The sequence below is a fragment of the Photobacterium iliopiscarium genome (genome assembly GCF_003026395.1).
In the GTDB taxonomy this organism is placed as follows: Bacteria; Pseudomonadota; Gammaproteobacteria; order Enterobacterales; family Vibrionaceae; genus Photobacterium; species Photobacterium iliopiscarium.
Genome location: NZ_PYOO01000007.1, coordinates 67,044 through 86,734 on the forward strand (window position 1 = coordinate 67,044; position 19,691 = coordinate 86,734).

The 19,691-nt window shown below is 38.6% G+C and carries 21 protein-coding genes and 1 riboswitch; of the genes, 14 read left to right on the top strand and 7 right to left on the bottom strand.

Annotation, left to right across the window (positions count from 1 at the left end):
• The first annotated feature begins 58 nt into the window (after positions 1 to 58).
• Genes C9J51_RS11910 through C9J51_RS11920 form a run of 3 tightly spaced genes read left to right on the top strand, consistent with a single transcriptional unit; the run spans position 59 to position 2,997 of the window.
• Complete coding sequence (locus tag C9J51_RS11910; RefSeq protein WP_107275138.1) at positions 59 to 1,726, top strand: ABC transporter permease; 1,668 nt, start codon at positions 59 to 61, stop codon at positions 1,724 to 1,726.
• Between the two features lie 4 nt (positions 1,727 to 1,730).
• Positions 1,731 to 2,366 (top strand): ATP-binding cassette domain-containing protein, encoded by a 636-nt coding sequence (locus C9J51_RS11915; protein WP_045037022.1) that lies wholly within the window; start codon positions 1,731 to 1,733, stop codon positions 2,364 to 2,366.
• A 22-nt stretch (positions 2,367 to 2,388) separates the two neighbouring features.
• On the top strand, positions 2,389 to 2,997 hold the full coding sequence (locus C9J51_RS11920) for a CDP-alcohol phosphatidyltransferase family protein (protein ID WP_045037023.1): 609 nt from the start codon (positions 2,389 to 2,391) through the stop codon (positions 2,995 to 2,997).
• A 68-nt stretch (positions 2,998 to 3,065) separates the two neighbouring features.
• On the opposite strand, the gene punR is transcribed toward C9J51_RS11920, so the two are convergent.
• Complete coding sequence (gene punR, locus C9J51_RS11925; protein WP_045037024.1) at positions 3,066 to 3,968, bottom strand: DNA-binding transcriptional activator PunR; 903 nt, start codon at positions 3,966 to 3,968, stop codon at positions 3,066 to 3,068.
• Positions 3,969 to 4,072: 104 nt separating this feature from the next.
• Here punR and punC point away from each other — a divergent pair, with 104 nt between their 5' ends.
• The 5 genes from punC to artM all read left to right on the top strand — a co-directional run bounded on the left by punC (position 4,073) and on the right by artM (position 8,628).
• Positions 4,073 to 5,275: a purine nucleoside transporter PunC gene (punC, locus tag C9J51_RS11930; RefSeq protein WP_045040283.1), complete on the top strand. Its 1,203-nt coding sequence runs from the start codon at positions 4,073 to 4,075 to the stop codon at positions 5,273 to 5,275.
• Between the two features lie 449 nt (positions 5,276 to 5,724).
• Complete coding sequence (gene artP / locus C9J51_RS11935; protein WP_045037026.1) at positions 5,725 to 6,453, top strand: arginine ABC transporter ATP-binding protein ArtP; 729 nt, start codon at positions 5,725 to 5,727, stop codon at positions 6,451 to 6,453.
• Positions 6,454 to 6,517: 64 nt separating this feature from the next.
• Positions 6,518 to 7,252, top strand: coding sequence for a lysine/arginine/ornithine ABC transporter substrate-binding protein (locus C9J51_RS11940; protein ID WP_045040282.1), 735 nt, complete (start codon positions 6,518 to 6,520; stop codon positions 7,250 to 7,252).
• 3 nt (positions 7,253 to 7,255) lie between these two features.
• A complete protein-coding gene (artQ, locus tag C9J51_RS11945; RefSeq protein ID WP_045037028.1) occupies positions 7,256 to 7,960 on the top strand; it encodes an arginine ABC transporter permease ArtQ in 705 nt (234 codons plus the stop codon).
• Positions 7,957 to 8,628 carry an arginine ABC transporter permease ArtM gene (gene artM / locus C9J51_RS11950; protein ID WP_045037029.1) on the top strand — a complete coding sequence of 224 codons (672 nt, stop codon included), beginning with the start codon at positions 7,957 to 7,959 and terminating at the stop codon, positions 8,626 to 8,628. Before artQ ends, artM begins: the two co-directional genes overlap by 4 nt.
• Before the next feature lie 85 nt (positions 8,629 to 8,713).
• On the opposite strand, the gene C9J51_RS11955 is transcribed toward artM, so the two are convergent.
• Positions 8,714 to 8,953, bottom strand: coding sequence for a hypothetical protein (locus C9J51_RS11955; RefSeq protein WP_107236907.1), 240 nt, complete (start codon positions 8,951 to 8,953; stop codon positions 8,714 to 8,716).
• 458 nt (positions 8,954 to 9,411) lie between these two features.
• On the opposite strand from C9J51_RS11955, the gene C9J51_RS11960 reads away from it, so the two are divergent.
• The 6 genes from C9J51_RS11960 (at position 9,412) to gloA (ending at position 16,605) form a co-directional block, all read left to right on the top strand.
• A complete protein-coding gene (locus tag C9J51_RS11960) occupies positions 9,412 to 9,774 on the top strand; it encodes a c-type cytochrome (RefSeq protein ID WP_045037031.1) in 363 nt (120 codons plus the stop codon).
• 86 nt (positions 9,775 to 9,860) lie between these two features.
• Positions 9,861 to 11,279: a cytochrome-c oxidase, cbb3-type subunit I gene (gene ccoN, locus C9J51_RS11965; RefSeq protein ID WP_107250664.1), complete on the top strand. Its 1,419-nt coding sequence runs from the start codon at positions 9,861 to 9,863 to the stop codon at positions 11,277 to 11,279.
• The gene (gene ccoO, locus C9J51_RS11970; protein WP_045040313.1) at positions 11,272 to 11,880 is read left to right on the top strand and encodes a cytochrome-c oxidase, cbb3-type subunit II; all 609 of its coding nucleotides are present in this window, start codon (positions 11,272 to 11,274) and stop codon (positions 11,878 to 11,880) included. Before ccoN ends, ccoO begins: the two co-directional genes overlap by 8 nt.
• The gene (gene ccoP / locus C9J51_RS11975; protein WP_045040281.1) at positions 11,877 to 14,063 is read left to right on the top strand and encodes a cytochrome-c oxidase, cbb3-type subunit III; all 2,187 of its coding nucleotides are present in this window, start codon (positions 11,877 to 11,879) and stop codon (positions 14,061 to 14,063) included. Before ccoO ends, ccoP begins: the two co-directional genes overlap by 4 nt.
• Before the next feature lie 152 nt (positions 14,064 to 14,215).
• Positions 14,216 to 14,390, top strand: a riboswitch (Lysine riboswitch).
• An 84-nt stretch (positions 14,391 to 14,474) separates the two neighbouring features.
• Positions 14,475 to 16,064, top strand: coding sequence for a Na+/H+ antiporter NhaC family protein (locus C9J51_RS11980; protein WP_045037034.1), 1,590 nt, complete (start codon positions 14,475 to 14,477; stop codon positions 16,062 to 16,064).
• Positions 16,065 to 16,164: 100 nt separating this feature from the next.
• Complete coding sequence (gloA, locus tag C9J51_RS11985; protein WP_045037035.1) at positions 16,165 to 16,605, top strand: lactoylglutathione lyase; 441 nt, start codon at positions 16,165 to 16,167, stop codon at positions 16,603 to 16,605.
• A gap of 67 nt (positions 16,606 to 16,672) precedes the next feature.
• Here the strand turns inward: gloA and C9J51_RS11990 are convergent, their stop codons facing one another.
• From C9J51_RS11990 to C9J51_RS12010, 5 genes are all read right to left on the bottom strand, one after another.
• On the bottom strand, positions 16,673 to 17,323 hold the full coding sequence (locus tag C9J51_RS11990; protein ID WP_045040280.1) for a Qnr family pentapeptide repeat protein: 651 nt from the start codon (positions 17,321 to 17,323) through the stop codon (positions 16,673 to 16,675).
• A gap of 314 nt (positions 17,324 to 17,637) precedes the next feature.
• Positions 17,638 to 18,036 carry a cystatin domain-containing protein gene (locus C9J51_RS11995; RefSeq protein ID WP_045037036.1) on the bottom strand — a complete coding sequence of 133 codons (399 nt, stop codon included), beginning with the start codon at positions 18,034 to 18,036 and terminating at the stop codon, positions 17,638 to 17,640.
• 91 nt (positions 18,037 to 18,127) lie between these two features.
• Entirely contained in the window at positions 18,128 to 18,469 is a 342-nt protein-coding gene (locus C9J51_RS12000; RefSeq protein ID WP_045037037.1) for a 5-carboxymethyl-2-hydroxymuconate Delta-isomerase, read from the bottom strand.
• A gap of 234 nt (positions 18,470 to 18,703) precedes the next feature.
• Positions 18,704 to 19,081 (bottom strand): carboxymuconolactone decarboxylase family protein, encoded by a 378-nt coding sequence (locus tag C9J51_RS12005; RefSeq protein ID WP_045040279.1) that lies wholly within the window; start codon positions 19,079 to 19,081, stop codon positions 18,704 to 18,706.
• Positions 19,082 to 19,139: 58 nt separating this feature from the next.
• The gene (locus C9J51_RS12010) at positions 19,140 to 19,496 is read right to left on the bottom strand and encodes a MerR family transcriptional regulator (RefSeq protein WP_045040278.1); all 357 of its coding nucleotides are present in this window, start codon (positions 19,494 to 19,496) and stop codon (positions 19,140 to 19,142) included.
• Positions 19,497 to 19,691: the final 195 nt, after the last annotated feature.

A 19,691-nucleotide genomic window follows, 5' to 3' on the forward strand; every position in this document is an offset into this window, starting at 1 on the left:
AGCTAACTTGCATTATGATAGCAAGTTAGCTTTCCTCGTTGATGTTTATTTGAGCCTTATGTTAGCCATTATATTTGTTGTCACATTATTGCTATTTGCAAGTCCATTGGTCATTGGCTTTCTTGGCATGCTTGCCCCAGCTTTTGCATGGCTACCCGCATTAAACATGCATCAACCATCATTATTAGGTTGGCAGCAACTCTTTGCCTGGCCTGATCTCATTGATTCTATTTGTCTAACACTACTATCAGGGTTAGGCAGTACACTGCTTGCTTTATGGTGGTGCTATTTAATACTTCGCCGCTATTGGCTTAGCCCTAAATGGCACAAAATTGAACGTTTATTAGCACCATTACTCGCTTTTCCTCATATTGCGTTTGTACTTGGTTTTGGTTTGATGTTTTCATCAACAGGTTGGTTAGCCCGTATTTGGCATCATGCAGGCTTCGCCGATACTCTTTATCCTAATCTCATTCATGACCATTTTGGTTTAGGATTATTGTTCGCGTTAGCCATTAAAGAAACGCCTTTTTTATTGTTAATGAGTATTAGCATACTCAAGCAACTTGATATAAAACGTCTATATCAAGTTTCTATCAGTCTTGGCTACAATCATCAACAAACATGGCATATGGTTATTTTGCCACTATGGTTACCAAAATTACGTTTAGCGATTTTTGCCGTAGCCGGTTATGGTTTAGCGGTTGTTGATGTGGCGCTGATTATTGGTCCAACACATCCCAGCACATTATCAATGTTAATTTGGCAATGGTTTACTGATGGTGACTTAACGCAATTACCTCGCGCAGCAGCAGGTGCATTACTATTATTTGGAATTGTAATCATCACCTTTGGACTATTACGTTTAGCAGAATGGTGGCGATTATCATACTCAACATCATGGCAATATCGTGGCGCGATTCAACACCCCGCTCGTCGTATCCCCTCGCCTATTGCTGCTTTTTTTAGTCGCGGCTTATTATTGTTACCACTCGTTATGCTGCCTATTTTAGTTATCTGGTCGTTTGCATTACGGTGGCGTTTTCCTGATTTACTCCCAAGCCGCTATAGTGTTCGTTTTTGGCAACAACAACTTGAACCGTTGCAACAATTAATAAGTAATAGTATTTTTCTGGCGCTGATCAGCAGTTTTTGTGCCTTAATTATGGTGATCCTGTGTCTTGAATATCGTCAAAAATATCAACGCGGAATCCCAACGACATTAATTGCGATTCCAATGGTCGCGCCACAACTATCATTATTATTTGGTATGCAAACCGCGATATCATTTATTCCCGGTCAATATTTTTGGTTATGGGTAAGTTGGAGCCATTGGCTGTATGTGTTCCCGTATATTTATCTTACTTTAGATGGACCATGGCGTAGTTACGATCAACGTTTAGATCAAACCGCGAGAAGTTTAGGCTTAAATGGTTGGCAAACATGGTGGCGGGTGAAGTTTCCACAATTAAAACCTGCATTATGGTTAGCCTTTGCGGTTGGGTGCAGTGTCAGTTTGGCACAATATTTACCCACACAAATGCTAGGTGCAGGGCGCGTATCAACCTTGACCACGGAAGCGGTAACACTTGCCAGTGGTCAGGACCGACGCATCAGTGCAATTTATGGGTTATTACAAGGATTATTACCTTTGGTCTTTTTTACTATCGCGATGATGTTGGCACAACGCAAAACATCACCCGCTCAAACTCGAATAAGCAGATAATCTTATGGCCCTTTCTGTTTCACAACTGACCTTGCGTCATCGTCATAATAATTTAATTGTAGGGCCGTTAACCTTTGAGGTTAAAGCGGGACAAATAATGACACTCATGGGGCCAAGTGGCAGTGGTAAATCCACAATTCTTAGTGCCATTGCGGGTCATCTCGCCCCTGATTTCACCGTAACAGGTGACATACAGCTTAATAAACAATCGATAACCTCATTAGCCCCTAACATGCGGCATATAGGGATTGTTTTTCAAGATGATTTACTGTTTCCTCACCTTAATATTTGGCAAAATATTGCTTTCGGATTGCCACAAGAGATTAAAGGCAGTCAACGTAAGCACCAAGCATTAGCAACATTGGATGAATTGGATTTACTCCATTTACAACATCAACAAGCCCATGAGATATCTGGAGGACAACGAGCGAGGATCAGTATGATGCGATTATTACTATCACAACCCCAAGCGGTATTACTTGATGAACCTTTTAGTAAATTAGATAAAACTCTACGGGCTGCATTTCGTCAGTTTGTATTTGATCAAATTCAACAACGTAATATCCCCGCGCTAATGGTTACCCATGATGACGATGATATACCAACAAATGGCGATGTTTTAAACTGGCCTTGGCAATAAAAATAATAAAGCAGGACATACCATGCTCGACCGTTACAGTATTACTCTTATACGTCAGCCATTAGCAAAGCTGGCTACATTACCTGAAAAATATGGTATCAGTGCCAATCAAATCACTCTTGGTGGTTTTATTCTTGGCCTATTTTCATTGCCAGCGTTGGCATTTGAACATTATGGATTAGCCTTATTTTTTATTATCGTGAATCGATTATTTGATGGTCTTGATGGTGCCGTTGCTCGCCGTCAAGGTATTACCGATTGCGGTGGATTTCTTGATATTACGTTAGATTTCTTATTTTATTCTTTGATTCCGTTTGGCTTTGTATTGGCCGATCCACAACAAAATGCCATTGCGGGTGCATTCTTAATTTTTTCTTTTATTGGCACGGGTTCAAGCTTTCTTGCATTTGCAATCATGGCGGGGAAACGTAATATTGAAAGCCCAGTATATAAACAAAAATCGTTGTATTACATTGGGGGGCTGACTGAAGGTACTGAAACGATTGCTTGTTTTGTACTATTTTGCCTTTTACCACAATACTTTGACGTTATTGCGTGGATTTTTGGTAGCTTATGCTGGATCACCACTGCGACTCGCATCTGGGCAGGTTATCACACTCTAAAAAATTAAATTAATGCGGCTGGATGTAAATATCACATCTACATCCAGCAACCTCTTTTCACAAAATAAACTGCGAATCAACGTACCCACTGATGATGTAACTGTTCGCTATCACCGAGATAATCTAACAACCAACTTACTGCGGGATTCATGGTTTCAGTGCTCCATGCTAAACAACAAGGGCTCACTGAGGGTTTAATCGCTAACTCTTTTTCAATTAGCTCACCCGTTTCAATTAAGGGAATGGCCATGTGGCTAGGCACCACGCTGACCCCTAACCCGGCTTTTAAACATTGCATAGCACTGTGCCAATTAGGAACCAGTATTCGGCGTTGGTTATCCATCAGCCATGTGATCCGTTTCGGTAACGTACGAGAAGTATCTTCTAAACATATTGCGGGGTATTGCGCGAGTTCATGAGGCTCTAATGGGTGATCACAGCTCGCTAACGGATGCTGTGGATCAATCACAAATTTCCATGTCAATGTGCCCATATCTCGATAATCAAAGCTGCCACCTACCGGTACTGCTGCTGTTGCACCAATGGCAATATCAGCCCGTCCATCTGCAAGCGCATCCCACACCCCATTAAACACTTCCATTGTTAGATGTAATTCCACATCAGGAAAATGTTCATAAAAATCTTTTACCAGCATATTAACGCGACTTTGGCGTACCACGGTATCTAATGCAACCGATACATTTTGTGACCAACCATTGGCAACCCGTTGTGTTTGGTATTTCATTAATTGCATCTGTTTGATTATTTTGCGTGATTCTTCAACAAAATACTCCCCGGCTGGCGTTAGTTTAACCTGCCTATGCAATCGAACAAATAATTCGACAGCTAAACGCTCTTCTATCAATCTAACGGTATAACTGATGGCGCTAGGCACTTTGTGCAATTCTTCCGCAGCGCCTGAAAAGCTGCCACGACGGGCAACAACGTCTATAACTTGGAGATCATTATAAGAAAACATATCACATCAAATTTTTTGAAAGCATGGTTTAAATTTTAGCGTTTCACAGCCATTAAAACCAGTATTACACTAGTACCAATTGTAATATTGACTAAAAGTATAAAATGAAAAATCAACCTTCTAAAATTACCCTATTCTGGTTTGCATGTTTAAGTATGCTTGGCTTCCTTGCTACTGATATGTATTTACCTTCATTTGAGACGCTTCGTGCCGACTTTGCAACAACCCAATCTCTTATCGGCCTTTCGCTCAGTGTCTTTTTACTTGGTATGGCATTAGGACAAGTTGTTTACGGTCCGTTATCTGATCGTGTAGGACGCATTAAAGTGCTTGTTGGCGGTATGGTGCTATTCAGCCTTGCTTCTATTGCATGTTCATTTGCACCAAATATTGAAGTCTTCCTTGCTGCTCGTTTTGTACAGGCATTAGGCGCATGTAGTGCTACAGTTATCTGGCAAGCGGTTGTGGTTGACCGTTATGACGGTAAAGTTTCTGAGCGTGTATTCGCAACAATCATGCCTTTAGTCGCATTGTCTCCTGCTTTAGCACCTTTGTTAGGCGCGATGCTTGAGCATCAATTAGGCTGGCGTAGTATCTTCATCGCCTTAGTGGGCTTTGGTGCAGTATTAGCCATCATGACACTGTGCGAACCAGAAAGCGCTAACCTTAGCCAACAACAACAAAAGTTAACGGTAAAACTGCGTAATGATTACAGCCAAATTCTAAGCTCAAAGAAATTCTGGGGTAACATGCTAATTTTTGCCGCATGTTCAGCCGCTTTCTTTGCTTATTTAACAGGCTCACCCTTTGTTATGTCAGCAATGGGTTATTCAGGTACTGATATTGGTTTAAGCTATGCACCACAAACAGTTGCCTTTATTGTGGGTGGTTACGGCTGTCGTACTTTGCTGAATCATTTTGAGAGTAAGAAACTTCTACCATGGATTTTGGCATTGTTCTTTGCCAGCGTATTGATCATGTTTGTTATTTCAATCTCAATGAATGTAACAACTATCTGGCCAATTCTAATTCCATTCTGCTTCCTTGCGGTTGCTAATGGTGCTGTTTACCCATTAGTTATTAGCGCAGCACTCTCTGATTTCAGAAACTGTAGTGCAACGGCTGCGGGTCTACTTAACTTTATGCAAACAATGGTTTGTTTTGCAGCAAGTGGTTTAGTCTCTGCCTTTGCTGGATATGGTTTATTAACGGTAACTGTTGCAATGTTTATTACTGGTTTTATTGCGGTTATCGGTTTCATTTTAGTAACACAAGCACGCCAACAATCTGTAATGGCAACCGCTTAATTTCACATACCTCTATTATGTTATAATCAGCAGCCTTTATGGCTGCTTTTTTTATCTCTATCGACAGCAATTTCTGACGTAAACACATCCTCTTTATTCTTCTATTACTACTGCACCATGTGCTATTTAAGCATAAATAAAAACAACAATATCGCTACTGTCCAACTATAAATCCGCTTACATAACGACTCACACCATAGTGACTAATTAATCATTCCATTAAAACAGCATCACTGCCGTTTATTGTCATCAATATGCACTCAGTATCGAAGATTTATTCCATGTTCGTTAATTGTTAATTTAAAGTATTAAAACCAAGCAATTTAAACGGTTAAATCATTCGATATTAAACAAATATACAACATATTATTTTTTTATACATTTTCCTTGCATAAGATATCGTGATGAGTAGTATATAAATTAAGTGACGATTAATGCAGTATTAAAGCATGAGTATTCAAGTAAGTAATATCAATAAATTTTATGGTCCAAACCAAGTACTGCATGATGTCAGCTTTACTTGTAACACAGGCGAAACATTAGTTTTGTTAGGTCCAAGTGGCGCAGGTAAAAGCTCGCTACTACGGGTATTAAACCTGTTAGAGAATGCCACTGATGGCAAATTAACGATTGCCAATGATCTGTTTGATTTTTCAAAGCCTATTTCAGAACAAAAAGGCTTAGCGTTAAGAAAAAAAGTGGGAATGGTATTTCAACAATATAATCTTTGGCCCCACAAAACAGTGATTGAAAATCTAATTGAAGCACCAACAAAAGTATTAGGCATAAATAAAGCTGTCGCTAAACAACAAGCATTAGATATTTTGACGCAATTACATCTTGCAGATAAAGCAAATGCATGGCCATTACAACTGTCTGGTGGCCAACAACAACGGGTAGCGATTGCGCGTGCATTAATGATGAAACCCGATGTACTGCTGTTTGATGAACCAACCGCAGCACTGGATCCAGAGATCACCAGCCAAATCGTTAAGATCATAAAAGATCTTAGTGGTACAGGAATAACCCAAGTTGTTGTTACCCATGAAGTCGATTTTGCAAAAAAAATTGCAAGTCACATTTTATACATGGAAAACGGTCGTGTAATTGAACATGGTAACCATGGTGCTTTTACTGCTCCACAAACAACCCAATTTGCAGAATACCTTAATCATTGATAGGTATCTTTTTAAAAACGGCGTAGATAGAAAACTACGTAACACACCCGCATGGAGTATAGCGATGAAAAAAATGTTATTAGCGGCAATAATTGGCTTAGCATCTGGTCATGCCATGGCACAAGATCTTAAATTTGCAGCAGAAGCAACTTATGCGCCATTTGAATACATGGATGCTAACAATCAAATTCAAGGTTTTGATATTGATATAGCTAAAGCTTTGTGTTCAGAAATGAAAGCAACCTGTACATTCCATAACCAAGCATTTGATAGCCTTATTCCAGCACTTAAATTCAAACGTTATGATGCCGCAATTTCAGCAATGGACATCACCGAGGCACGTCAACAACAAGTCAGTTTTAGTAATACCTATTATGACAATGCCGCTGCGTTTGTATCATTAAAAGACCATGTTGCAGATCAAACGGCACTTAAGGGCAAGCGTGTAGGCGTACAAAATGGTTCTACGCACCAGAGCTATATTACCGATCAAATGCCTGACGTAACTGCCGTACCTTATACCAGTTACCAAGATGCATTTATTGATATGCAAAATGGTCGTATTGATTCCGTGTTTGGTGATACTGCGGTTGTTGCTGAATGGTTTAAAAAAGACAACGGCGACAAACTGTCTTATGTCGGAAAACCTGTTACCAATGCTAAATATTTTGGTAATGGTTTCGGTATTGCCGTAAATAAAAATAACCAAGCATTAGTAGAACAATTAAATAAAGCGCTGGCGGCCATTAAAGCAAATGGTCAGTACCAAGTCATCTTCGAACAGTATTTTGGTAAGTAACTTATGATATTAACGGGATATTCACAATCCCTGCTAGAGGCTAGCTGGATGACAATCCAGCTTGCTTTTGTCAGTTTAGCGGTAGGGTTAGTTTTAGCAATGTTATTTGCAGGTGGCGAAATGTCACGTTATCGTGCTATCGCATGGCCAACAACATTTATCGTGACTATCCTCCGTGGTCTGCCTGAACTATTAGTCGTACTTTTTATCTTTTTTGGTTCAGGCGAAATTATTTTTTACATCACTGGCGAATTCATTGAGATCAGCCCATTTTTATCGGGTGTCATTGCACTGTCACTTATTTTTGCTTCTTATGCTGCTCAAACGATACGCGGGGCATTAAAAGCCGTTCCTAAAGGTCAGCAAGAAGCAGCAACCGCACTAGGCATCAGTAAACAACGTACTTTTTTCAGTATTATTTTACCGCAAGCGGTGCGTCATGCATTACCCGGTTTAACAAATCAGTGGTTAGTATTATTAAAAGACACCGCATTGGTTTCATTAATTGGTGTTACTGATTTATTAAAACAAGCTCAATTAGCTTCAGCGGCAACGCATGAAAGCTTTACGTGGTATGCCACCGCCGCTGCCGTGTATTTAATTATTACTTTGATTACTCAACGTATTATTAAAATAATCGAAAGAAAATTCAGCGAGCAAGATGGCTCTAATACTCAACCTCATAAAAGCCAAGGAGCAACCGCATGAATGAACAAAATTTTTGGCTGATGGTGCAAGGGCTAATTACCAGCCTTGAATTAACAGCAGCCTCTTTATTAGTCGGTTGTAGCTTGGCTTTATTAATGACAGCCAGTTTAATATTACGTACACCCATTATTCATTGGATCAGCCGTGGCATTATTACCCTCTTTACGGGGACACCATTATTAGTACAAATATTTTTAGTCTATTATGGTCCAGGACAATTTGAGGTTATTCGTCAGAGTTTTTTATGGGATTGGTTAAGTCAACCATGGTTTTGTGCCATGCTTGCATTAGCGTTAAATACTGCCGCTTATAGTACCCAGTTATTTAAAGGCGCATTTGATGCAATACCTAAAGGTCAATGGCATGCTTGCCGTGCATTAGGCATGAATACCAAAGCAACATTGGGTGTATTACTTCCCTTTGCGATTCGTCGTGCGGTTCCTGCTTATTCAAATGAAGTGATTTTAGTCTTTAAGGGCACATCACTAGCAAGCACAATTACTATTATGGATATTATGGGTTATGCACAACGTATTAATGCACAAACTTATGATACTTTGACGGTCTTTGCTGTGGCGGGTGCATTCTATCTTGCGGTTAATGGTTTACTGACATTACTGTTTCGAGTGTTTGAGAAAAAAGCACTGGCCTTTGAAGCTGCACGTTAACGCTTATTATTAACAATCTAAACGATTAAAAAGCCGATATTATGTCGGCTTTTTAATCACTAAACACAATAGAATTCATCATAATCTAATGACTTAATTTGGCATTAATTTTTAATACTAATTGTGATTTAGTATTTTTAACTACGTCAATTTTATTCTCTTTAATATGGGAAAATTGCGTTAGTAGCAGCGTCAATTCATCTTTCATCAATTGCAAATGACGTGACGTTCTATGACGGGTAATTTCACTGACAAGCCTTTCCTTTGCTTGTAATGCTGTTGTTGCTTTTGTTACCTTCTTTGAACGAAAAAAGAAGAAATCCATACTAAATATCCTTATTTTTTGTAAACACCTATAAAGTATTAGATTATGCCTACAAATACCATCAAATAATTTAACATTTATTAACTAGTTATAATAATAGCTACATTTTATAACTATTAGCGATATAAACAAAAATATATTATATGAAAATAATTTAATTCATTGCTTATTCTAATGCTCACTTAGTGTAAATATATACTGTTTATATCAACGGTTATTATTCCAATTAAAATGTACTAAGCAACTGTTTATAAAGAAAACACAATAATGCTATTCATTATCATTAATACCCCCATCATTGAAACAGGCTCCCCCTATTCCTATATTTAAGAATCTCCTTTCTTAAAATCAATCGATCTAATATTCAAAAAAGCACCATTTACTCTATCTTTAAATAACAACGTTTAATCACGCCCTATTTTAATAAACAGTAATAACAATAAAATTGAGTATCGACTATGACACAACATTTACTTGTTAAATTCATGCTTACAATCTATGCCTTGCTCTTTTCAATAACAGTAACGGCAGCTGAGCCCATTACTGAAGCACAATACTCTCAAGGTAAAGAAAAATCAGTGGTCTGTATGACTTGCCATGGGGTTGATGGCATTTCAGCTATTGATACTTATCCTAACCTTCAAGGTCAAAAACAAGCTTACTTTGTCGCTGCATTAAGAGCTTATAAATTGCGTCAACGTAATGATGGTCTAGCCATTCTAATGCACTCACAAGCCGATGTATTAAGTGATCAAGACATGCTGGATATTGCATATTATTTTCATCATGTTAAATCAGAACCTATAAAAAATGATCACTAATAGCCTTATATTGAAAAGAATAAATACCGCTATGCATCTAATAATGTGCTTTGTTTTGACAAATAACACAGTCAAAGGTTTTAAATATGGATATTCAATATAATTATAAAGTTGTTAAATACTTCATGATCACCAGTGTTATTTGGGGATTAATTGCAATGTCGATAGGCGTTATTCTTGCCGGACAACTCTATTGGCCCGCTTTAAATTTAAACTCAGAATATTTCCAATTTGGTCGCTTACGTCCATTACACACTAACGGGGTTATTTTTGGTTTTGTCGTCAATATTCTAATGGGCACTTCGCTTTATATCGTTCAGAGAACCTGTAAAGTACCTTTGTTTAACAACAGTTTATCGTGGTTTGTTTATTATGGCTGGCAACTTGTATTAATACTGGCGGTCATCACCCTTCCACTTGGTTTTACCACCTCAAAAGAATATGCCGAACTTGAATGGCCGATTGATATTTTAATTGCCGTTATCTGGGTACTGTATGCCATTTTATTTTTTGGCACGATTGCAAAAAGAACCATCACGCATATATTTGTCGCTAACTGGTTTTATGGTGCTTTTATTTTAGTTATCGCGATGATTTTTATCGTCAATAATCTTGAATTACCCGTAACATTTTGGAAATCATACTCCATTTATTCCGGCGCTGAAGATGCAATCGTACAATGGTGGTGGGGACATAATGCGGTCGGCTTTCTTCTTACTGCTGGTATTATTGGAATGAACTACTATTTCATTCCTAAAATATCCGATCGTCCTATCTACTCTTACCGTTTATCTATTATTCATTTTTGGGGATTAGTCGGCTTTTATACATGGGCAGGCACGCACCATCTTATTTATTCTTCTGTTCCTGATTGGCTACAAAACCTTGGGATCGTAATGTCGCTTATTTTATGGCTTCCCTCTTGGGGTGGTGCTTTTAATAGCATTATGACCTTATTGAGCAATAAACCGAAGCTCAAACATGACTACATTATGTGGTTCTTTTTCTCCGCCATTATCTATTATGCCCTTGCCACTTTTGAAGGCCCATTATTGGCTATTCGTTGGTTTAATATGATTGCGCACAACACTGACTGGATCATTGGTCATGTGCATTCAGCCGCACTCGGTTGGGTAGGAATGTCTGCCATCGCAGTATTTTATTATTTTATTCCTCGCCTTTGGGGCCACCAGCAATTATGGTCAAATCGTTTAGTTAAATGGCATTTTTGGTTTGCACATATAGGCATTGTTATTTATGCGGTTGCACTGTGGATCGCAGGTATTGGTCAAGGTTATATGTGGTTACAACAAGAGCCAAATGGCAGCTTAACCTATAGTTTTGTGGATGCGATGAATTTTTCTTCACCATGGATGTTAGCGCGTTTCATTGGTGGTGTCAGTTTTGTGTTTGGGCTAGTACTGATGATATACAACCTTTATCGAACCCTGAAACAGCCTTTAATAACCCCATCCTCAACAGAGGAGATCAATGATCATGTTTAATAAAGATTTCACACAATCGGTGTTTATCTTAATTATTTCCACCGTCATTGTTGCCAGTATTTCTTTTCTTGTTTGGGTGCTACCTGCCTTCTTTTATCAAGATAAACTGATTGCAGAATCCAGTGCTAAACCACTGACAGCACTAGAAGTCGAAGGCCGTGATATCTACATCAGTGAAGGCTGTCATACTTGCCATACCATGATGGTGCGCCCTTTAGATGCAGAAATAAAACGTTATGGCCGCTATAGCCGAGAAAGCGATGATATTTATGAGTTTCCTAATTTATGGGGTTCAAAACGTACTGGCCCTGATCTTACTAATCTTGGACGAAAATACTCGGATCAATGGCATGCCATACACCTAAATAATCCACGCGATGTAGTGCCAACCTCTATTATGCCCGCTTATCCATGGTTATTTGAATACGTGCTTGATGGCGAAGACGCTGAAGCTAAACTCAAAGCATTACGCATACTGGGTGTACCTTATAATGATAGAGAAATACAACAAGCACGCCTTGCCGTAAAGGGTCATACCAAAGCTGAAGCACTGATTGCTTATTTACAAAGTCTGGGACACGAGCAGGGAGTACAGCAATGAACACTTTCTGGAGTCATTGGGTCACATTATTAACCTTACTCTTTTTGCTTTTTATGCTTATCGTCGTGGTTTATTATTGGCGAAAAAATCATACCGCAGATAAAAATAAAACGGTTGATAGTTTTGATAATATTCAAGAAAACGATGCCGCAGTACCTAAATTATTATTGTTCTCTTATGGCATTGCGTTTCTATTAGCCGCTGTGTTTTTAGTGCTTTATCCTGGGCTCGGCAACTGGCAAGGCTTAATGGCATGGAAATCAACCAGCGAAGCCACCCAACCACATGCGAGCGATTTAGAAACACAAATCACACAAGCAACACTAAGCGACAGTTCATACCTCCAATTGAGTCAAGACAACACCATCGTCACCGCAGGTAAAGCTCTGTTTCAAACCCATTGTGCAGCCTGTCATTTAAGTGAAGCGGAAGGTCAAACTCACTTTCCTAACCTGACCGATGACGTGTGGCTTTATGGCGGCACAGATAAAGATATTCATCACTCCATTACTCAAGGCCGTAATGGTGTTATGGCGGGTTGGAAAAATATTCTATCTGCTGAAGATATCACTCATGTCGCCACCTATATTGCCTCGTTACAAACTGATCGTATTCTTTCGGCATCAAGCTTTGCATTACAACAAGGTAAAACAGTCTTCAATAAAAATTGCACCAGTTGTCACGGTAGTGATGCAAAAGGCAATCAATTACTTGGCGCTCCCAATTTAACCGATAATATCTGGTTACATGACGGTAGTATTGAGGGCATTACGCATACCATAAATAATGGTCTAAATAATGTTATGCCCGCCTTTGCGCAGCAACTTTCGGACGCTGAAATTCAAGCATTAGGCGCTTATCTACGTCATCAAAATACACGTCGAAAAACCGAGGTTGCCCAATTAAATAAAGAACAAATTACTCAAGGGCAATATCTCGCTTACGCAGGGGACTGTGTCGCTTGTCATACCGGTGAAGGTGGTGAATTATTTGGCGGTGGTCTTGGCTTTGTAACCCCATTTGGGACGCTATATTCCACTAATATTTCATCACATCCTGAATTTGGCATTGGCGATTATACGTATGCTGAGTTTTATGATGCCCTGCATAAAGGTAAAGGCAAACACGGCTATCTTTACCCTGCAATGCCCTATTCTTCTTATCAATACATTACTGATTCCGATACCAAAGCATTGTGGGTATACATGCAATCACTCAATTACGTTAATACTCAAAATCTAGATAATAAAATGATGTTTCCCAGTAATATTCGCTTAGGGTTATTAGGCTGGAATATCGCATTTCTTGATACCGACCCATTAGAATATCCTACCAACAGCACTGAGTCTTGGCGTCGAGGCAAATATTTAACCATGAGCTTAGGCCACTGTTCTGAATGTCATACACCACGAAATATTGCTCAAGCTTTAATTGCCGATAAGCTCTTTCAAGGTAATTTAATTGATGGCTGGATGGCACCTGATATTACCACCACCGAGCTTTATCAAGATCGTTGGGATGTGAATTCACTGACTGATTTTCTTAAAACAGGTCACTCTGAAAAAGGGACGGCATTTGGCGGAATGGCGGAAGTGGTAAAAAACAGTACCCGCTATTTAACTCGTAACGATGTCAGTGCTATCGCTGAATACCTTATTACTGGCGATAAATATAACATACTGGACAAATCAGTTGGTCAACTCACACCATTAGGTTTTGGCAATTTAATTCCGGCACAGATCAATATTCAGGCCCCTGACTTAGCCGAAAACACTGCCGATCCACAAACCCAAGACCAACAACTTTACGGACTTTATATTCAAACCTGTGGCGCTTGTCATGGTCCTGATGGTAAAGGTCGCGAAGGTATTGCCCCCACGTTACTTAATAACGGCATTATTATGCACAAAGATCCTTATGACACCATTGCTGTCACCATTCGAGGACTCATCCCTAATTATTTAGATCAAGAAACAAACTTTATGCCAATGAGCAGTTTTAATACGGTATTAAATGATGCAGATTTAGCTCAATTAATTACGTTTGTTCGTCAAAAATTAGGTGATAGAAACACTCCGGTAACAGAGGGTCAAGTCACCAAAATTCGCAAAGATCTTATTAAGGCAGGGTTTGCTGGCAATATTCATAATTTAACTCAGTCACCAAATAACACTCTCGAATAACGAAACAATATGCAACAATAACAGAACAGATATGCGCTAACTGATTGAAACTATAATCAGTTAGCGTAAATGATGGATTTTAAACCTATTACACAATTTAGCGTGTTTTTTTATTGCTTGTGAGAAATATATAGGTATAGTCAGATCTTAATCCTTTGAGTAGAGGCGCGCTGCCTAAGAGTATTCGGTTGGAGGGAGATCCCCTGTGAGAGCCGAAGAAAGGAGTCAGCGCCGAAGTAATTATTGAGTCATCAATAATCGCTGGTTCTGTATTTAATAAGTACAGAACTGCCATAGTTATGTTGTCTATGGAGCGCTACCCTATAGGGATAAGAAGTATTATTTCTAAAGAAATCTGTTTCTCTATCCTTTCGGTAGATCTCCACCTTATTATAGGTGTTTAAGAGATCCATGAATTTAATCCAATATTCTGATTCACTGTTATCAGTAGTTCCCGCACTACTGGCAGTTATTCTTGCAATTACTACCCGTCGCGTATTGTTATCTTTAGGCGTCGGCATTATTGCAGGATCAATCCTTCTAAATAATTATAACCCACTCGCAGCACTACAATACCTTTCACATCAAATTCTTGGCTTAGTTTGGGCAGATGGCGCAATCAACACCGGTAACGTTAACATGTTATTATTTATGTTATTACTCGGTGGTTTGATCAGTTTAATGACCGCAACGGGTGCAACTAAAGCTTTTGCTGAATGGGGTGTTCGTCGCTGTAAAGATCGCCGCAGTGCGAATATCTTAACGGGTATGATGGTATTTGCCTTCTTTATTGATGACTTCTTCCACAGTTTATCTGTAGGTCCTATTTGTCGTCCCGTCACAGATCGCTTTCAAATTTCACGTGCAAAACTGGCTTACTTACTCGATTCAACCGCAGCACCTGTCTGTGTTATCACCCCTATTTCATCTTGGGGCGCTTATATCATTGCGATCCTTGGTGGTATTTTGGTAACCAACGATATTACAGAAACTAGTCCTATTTCATTGTTTGTACAAATGATTCCAATGAACCTGTATGCGGTATTCACCTTATTAATGGTACTTGTGGTTATCACATTCCAACTTGATATTGGTCCCATGCGTAAACACGAAGAACGTGCTCGTGAAGGTCAACTGTGGGATGAATCAAAAGGTCACCCTAAAGGACTAGAAATCACCACCGAAGGTGAAGGTAATGGCACCATGCTTGATATGGTATTACCAATTCTAACCCTGACTGTTTCTAGCGTTGTGTTTATGATCATCAGTGGTGCAGAAGTTTTAGCCGCTAAAGGTCTGGCATTTAGCTTAATCGGTTCAATAGAACATACCGATGTGGGTTCATCATTAGTTTATGCAGCATTGTGTAGCCTTGCGGTATCCATTGTATTAGCACTACGCTTAAAGTTACCACTAAAAACATGGTTAACAGCAGCACCTCAAGGTGTTCAAGCAATGATGCCAGCAATTATCATCCTGTTATTTGCATGGACAATTGGTACTGTTGTAAGCGACATGCAAACAGGACAATACTTAGCATCATTAACTAAGTATGGTTTGCCTGTTGAGCTACTGCCTGCATTAGTATTCTTATTATCATGTGGTATGTCTTTTGCAACCGGCACCAGTTGGGGTACGTTTGGTATCATGCTGCCGTTAGCGGGTGATATGGCAATTGCAAGTGACGTTAACTTATTAATGCCAATGCTATCAGCCGTATTAGCAGGTTCTGTATTTGGTGATCACAGTTCACCGATTTCAAGCACCAGTATTTTGTCAGCAACAGGTGCAGGCAGTCATCACATGGATCACGTTATGACGCAGTTACCTTATGCATTAACTGTCGCTTTTGGTGCTTTCCTTGGCTACCTTGCAATGGGTATTACAGGCTCAACAATTATGGGTATCGCTGTAAGCTCTGTATGGTTCGTTGGCTGTTGTGTTTACCATATACGTCAAGATAAAAAACAACAACTCGTTCTAGCAACACAGACTAATTAACACCAACCGCTATTAACAATAATCCCCGTTCGTTTTCGTGCTTATTTGATTTATTCTAGAGCACTAAACTGCGGGGATTTTTTTGATCAGGAGATAAGCAATGGAATATTTACATACAATGGTACGTGTCAGTGATTTAGATGCCTCACTGGACTTCTACTGCAATAAATTAGGGTTAGTTGAAACAAATAGAAAAGATAGTGAGCGTGGACGTTTTACATTAGTGTTTTTAGCTGCACCAACTCAAGCACAAGTGGCAACAACAACCCAATCGCCACTATTAGAGTTAACCTATAATTGGGATACTGAAACCTATACTGGTGGGCGTAATTTTGGTCATCTTGCATTTCGTGTTGATGATATTTATCAATTGTGCCAACACTTACAAGACAGCGGCGTGACGATTAATCGCCCACCCCGTGATGGTCATATGGCTTTTGTCCGTTCGCCTGATGGTATTTCAATTGAATTACTGCAAAAAGGTGAGCCGCTATCCCCTGCTGAGCCGTGGATTTCACAAGCTAATATTGGTGAGTGGTAACGGGGTAATCAACACTGCCACAGGCATAGATGGTATTTCTGTGGCAATCATTAATTAACATAACTATTTATAAAACAATTATGCCTAAATTTCCCAATAATTGTTCTTGCTGCCAATCACAAATTTGAACCCCTTCCAAAGACACTCGGCGAACATCAACGTGATCAAGATCAACATGGCATAAATTAGCTTCGTTAAATATCGCTTGTTGCCATTGCTCACTTGAAAATTCACCACGGCTTAAATCAGAACCTTTAAATGACACGCCGATTAAATTAGCACCACGCCAACGGTTTTCAAATAGCTCACATTTCTCAAGCATCACGCTCTCTAAATTGGCATAACTTAAATCACATCCAGAAATAAATGCCGAGCAAAAGAAAGAATTATGCGTAATGTAATTAGCAAAAGACGCATAATGGAAATCAGCACCTTTAAGATTGCATTGGTGCAATTCAATACCAAAGCATTGTGCGTTACGAAAATTTGCCATCGCCAAATTACAACCTTTGAAACTGGCGTCTTTTAATTTCGTATAAGCAAAACTGCAACCGTCAGTCTCTCCTGCTTCAATAAAGCTACAATCAATAAAACAAGCATCAGTTAAGTTTGCTCGTGAAAAATCACAGCGATAAAACTGACATTGCTCAAACGTTGCTTCACTTAAATCTTGATGAGAAAAGACGTCACCGTCGAATTGTTTTTTTGCAACATGCATCAATAATTACTCTATTTAAGTCTAAAAACAGCCCTATATTAATAACAATAAACCATTAATTACCAGTGAAAACAGTGAACTAATAAATGTTTTTTCACATTGACTTAAATAGCCAAATATAGCGTCTATAAGGGGTGCTAGTCGCATTATTTAAAAGAAAAAGTATGAACATTTATTGTTTTTATTACCGCTTAATACAGGGGCTATTAGGGGGCTAGAAATAGATATGAAAAAACAGCCACTGGTATTGATAATATAATCAATAGCAGCAGCTGTTTTTTCACTAAAGAATACGGTTAAATAACAACCATACCCTATAAATTATTAGGCACGTCACAATTTGAAGCTGAACCAACTTTCTTGTTCACAGAGTCAACAGTGTAAGTGTTTTTCAAACTACGGAAAACTTTAGCGGTGTAAACGTCATGATTTTCGATTGAAAATGTAACGTTGTAATTCATACCAGCAACAACTTGTTGAGTAACATGAATAACATTTTTTAACTGATGATCACCAGCAATATCTTTTACTGCCGCTTGTGCCGCAGCCATCACTTCAGGGGTGATTTCACCTTGCTGCCAACCGCCAGGAATTGCGTGAGTATAGTCACAGCCCGTTTGCATATTTGCCTTGTTAGTCGTTTTAACATCTTGTGCACTACACGCCACTAACGCTAATGAACCCAAAGCAACAACCAGAAGTTTCTTATTCATGACTTTTCCTATTTATAGTAGACATCTCTATAACAACATAAAAACAGTGTTCATTGCAAATAAAATTGAAAAAAAAGATTAATTTGCAAATTTACACTACATATTTTCGGTAAGATTGGAGATTAATATCTTCAATCTCTACACTAAGAGCAATATCAGAATGGAACATAGAAGCAACATTATGCAAAATCAATTCTGACAACGTGTCTTTCTGTTGATCAGAACGTCCTGGTAAAATACGTAACGTAATATGCACAAATGGCTTTGCTGTTGTTCCCGTTCGATAAACTTCATAAGGAATAAGGCGGGTTTTTATATCCTCTTCTTCAAAAATACCTGAACTAAAAATAGAAAAATGCGCGGTGGTCATTAATTCAGTTAAATCAATGTCTGTTTCTAAATCCTTGGCATATTCCACGATACAATGTGGCATATTGTTACTCCCTCTTTAGTACAGCTAATATTTTGTAACACTAGCGCCGAATAAATATTATAACGGCTTAATATCGCCAATATTAGTTCACTAAATTGGATTTTAATCACTAATATATTAATTTGTGATCAATGCCAAATCTTCACCCTATCATTCCCGACAATGAGGTTACGAACGGGATAGGAAATCTACTCACCAAGTATTACAACGTTAATGTTTTCACTGATTTTTTTATCATGCAGCTCTATCAAAAAGCACTTCTTTGAAAGCAAACATAGCATTTAGAGCCGCAGGAAAACCCGCATAAATTGACATTTGAAGTATCACTTCTTTTATTTCGTTCTCACAACACCCCACATTGAGTGCTGTATTTAAGTGTACTTTCAACTGAGGGACACAATTTCCTAGCGCAGTTAATGCAGCAACGGTTGCGATCTCTCTAGACTTTAAATCCAAACCTGAACGAGCGTAAATGTCACCAAAGGGATATTCAATTGTATATTTAGCTAAATCAGGACAAATATCTTGTAAGCTTTCAATAACCTTACGCCCAGCTTCGCCATCAATACTATTAAGTAACTCTACACCATTTTCAAAACGTGATTTATTCATTGTGATATTCCTCTTCAATTAATATAGGAACACCATACAAGTTAGAGTCAACTCTAAGTCAACCGACTTTTCCACTTTTATAAAGATTAATTTTTTCTTCCAAAGCAGCCATATGATTTTGTTGCTGTTTTATATGATGTCTCAAGTTTTTCTGATGTTGCTCTAATAAAATTTGACGCTGAAGTAACGACTCAGCACCAAGTTCTCTGAGTTTTGTATATACCAAAATCTCATCAAGCGGCATCGCTGTTTCTTTTAAACGCTTTACAAAACCAATCCACGTTACATCTTTAGATGCATATACTCGATGACCACTGCTATTTCTCTGGATATTTTTTAGTAACCCTATTTTTTCATAATACCTAAGAGTATGAGACGACAAGCCCACTAAACTAGAAAACTCTTTTATGTTCATTATCCTACCTCTTGCTTAATCTTGGACAGCCATATATTTTCGTTCTTAAATAACGCCCTTAAAAAATAAATTATTCCACTAGCAATAAACTCTCAAATCTAAAATTTACAACTTATTATTTGAATTCTTCGTTAAATCGATTCTATTTCTATATTTCAGGATCGACAAAACCCACAATATTGACAGTTATTGCGG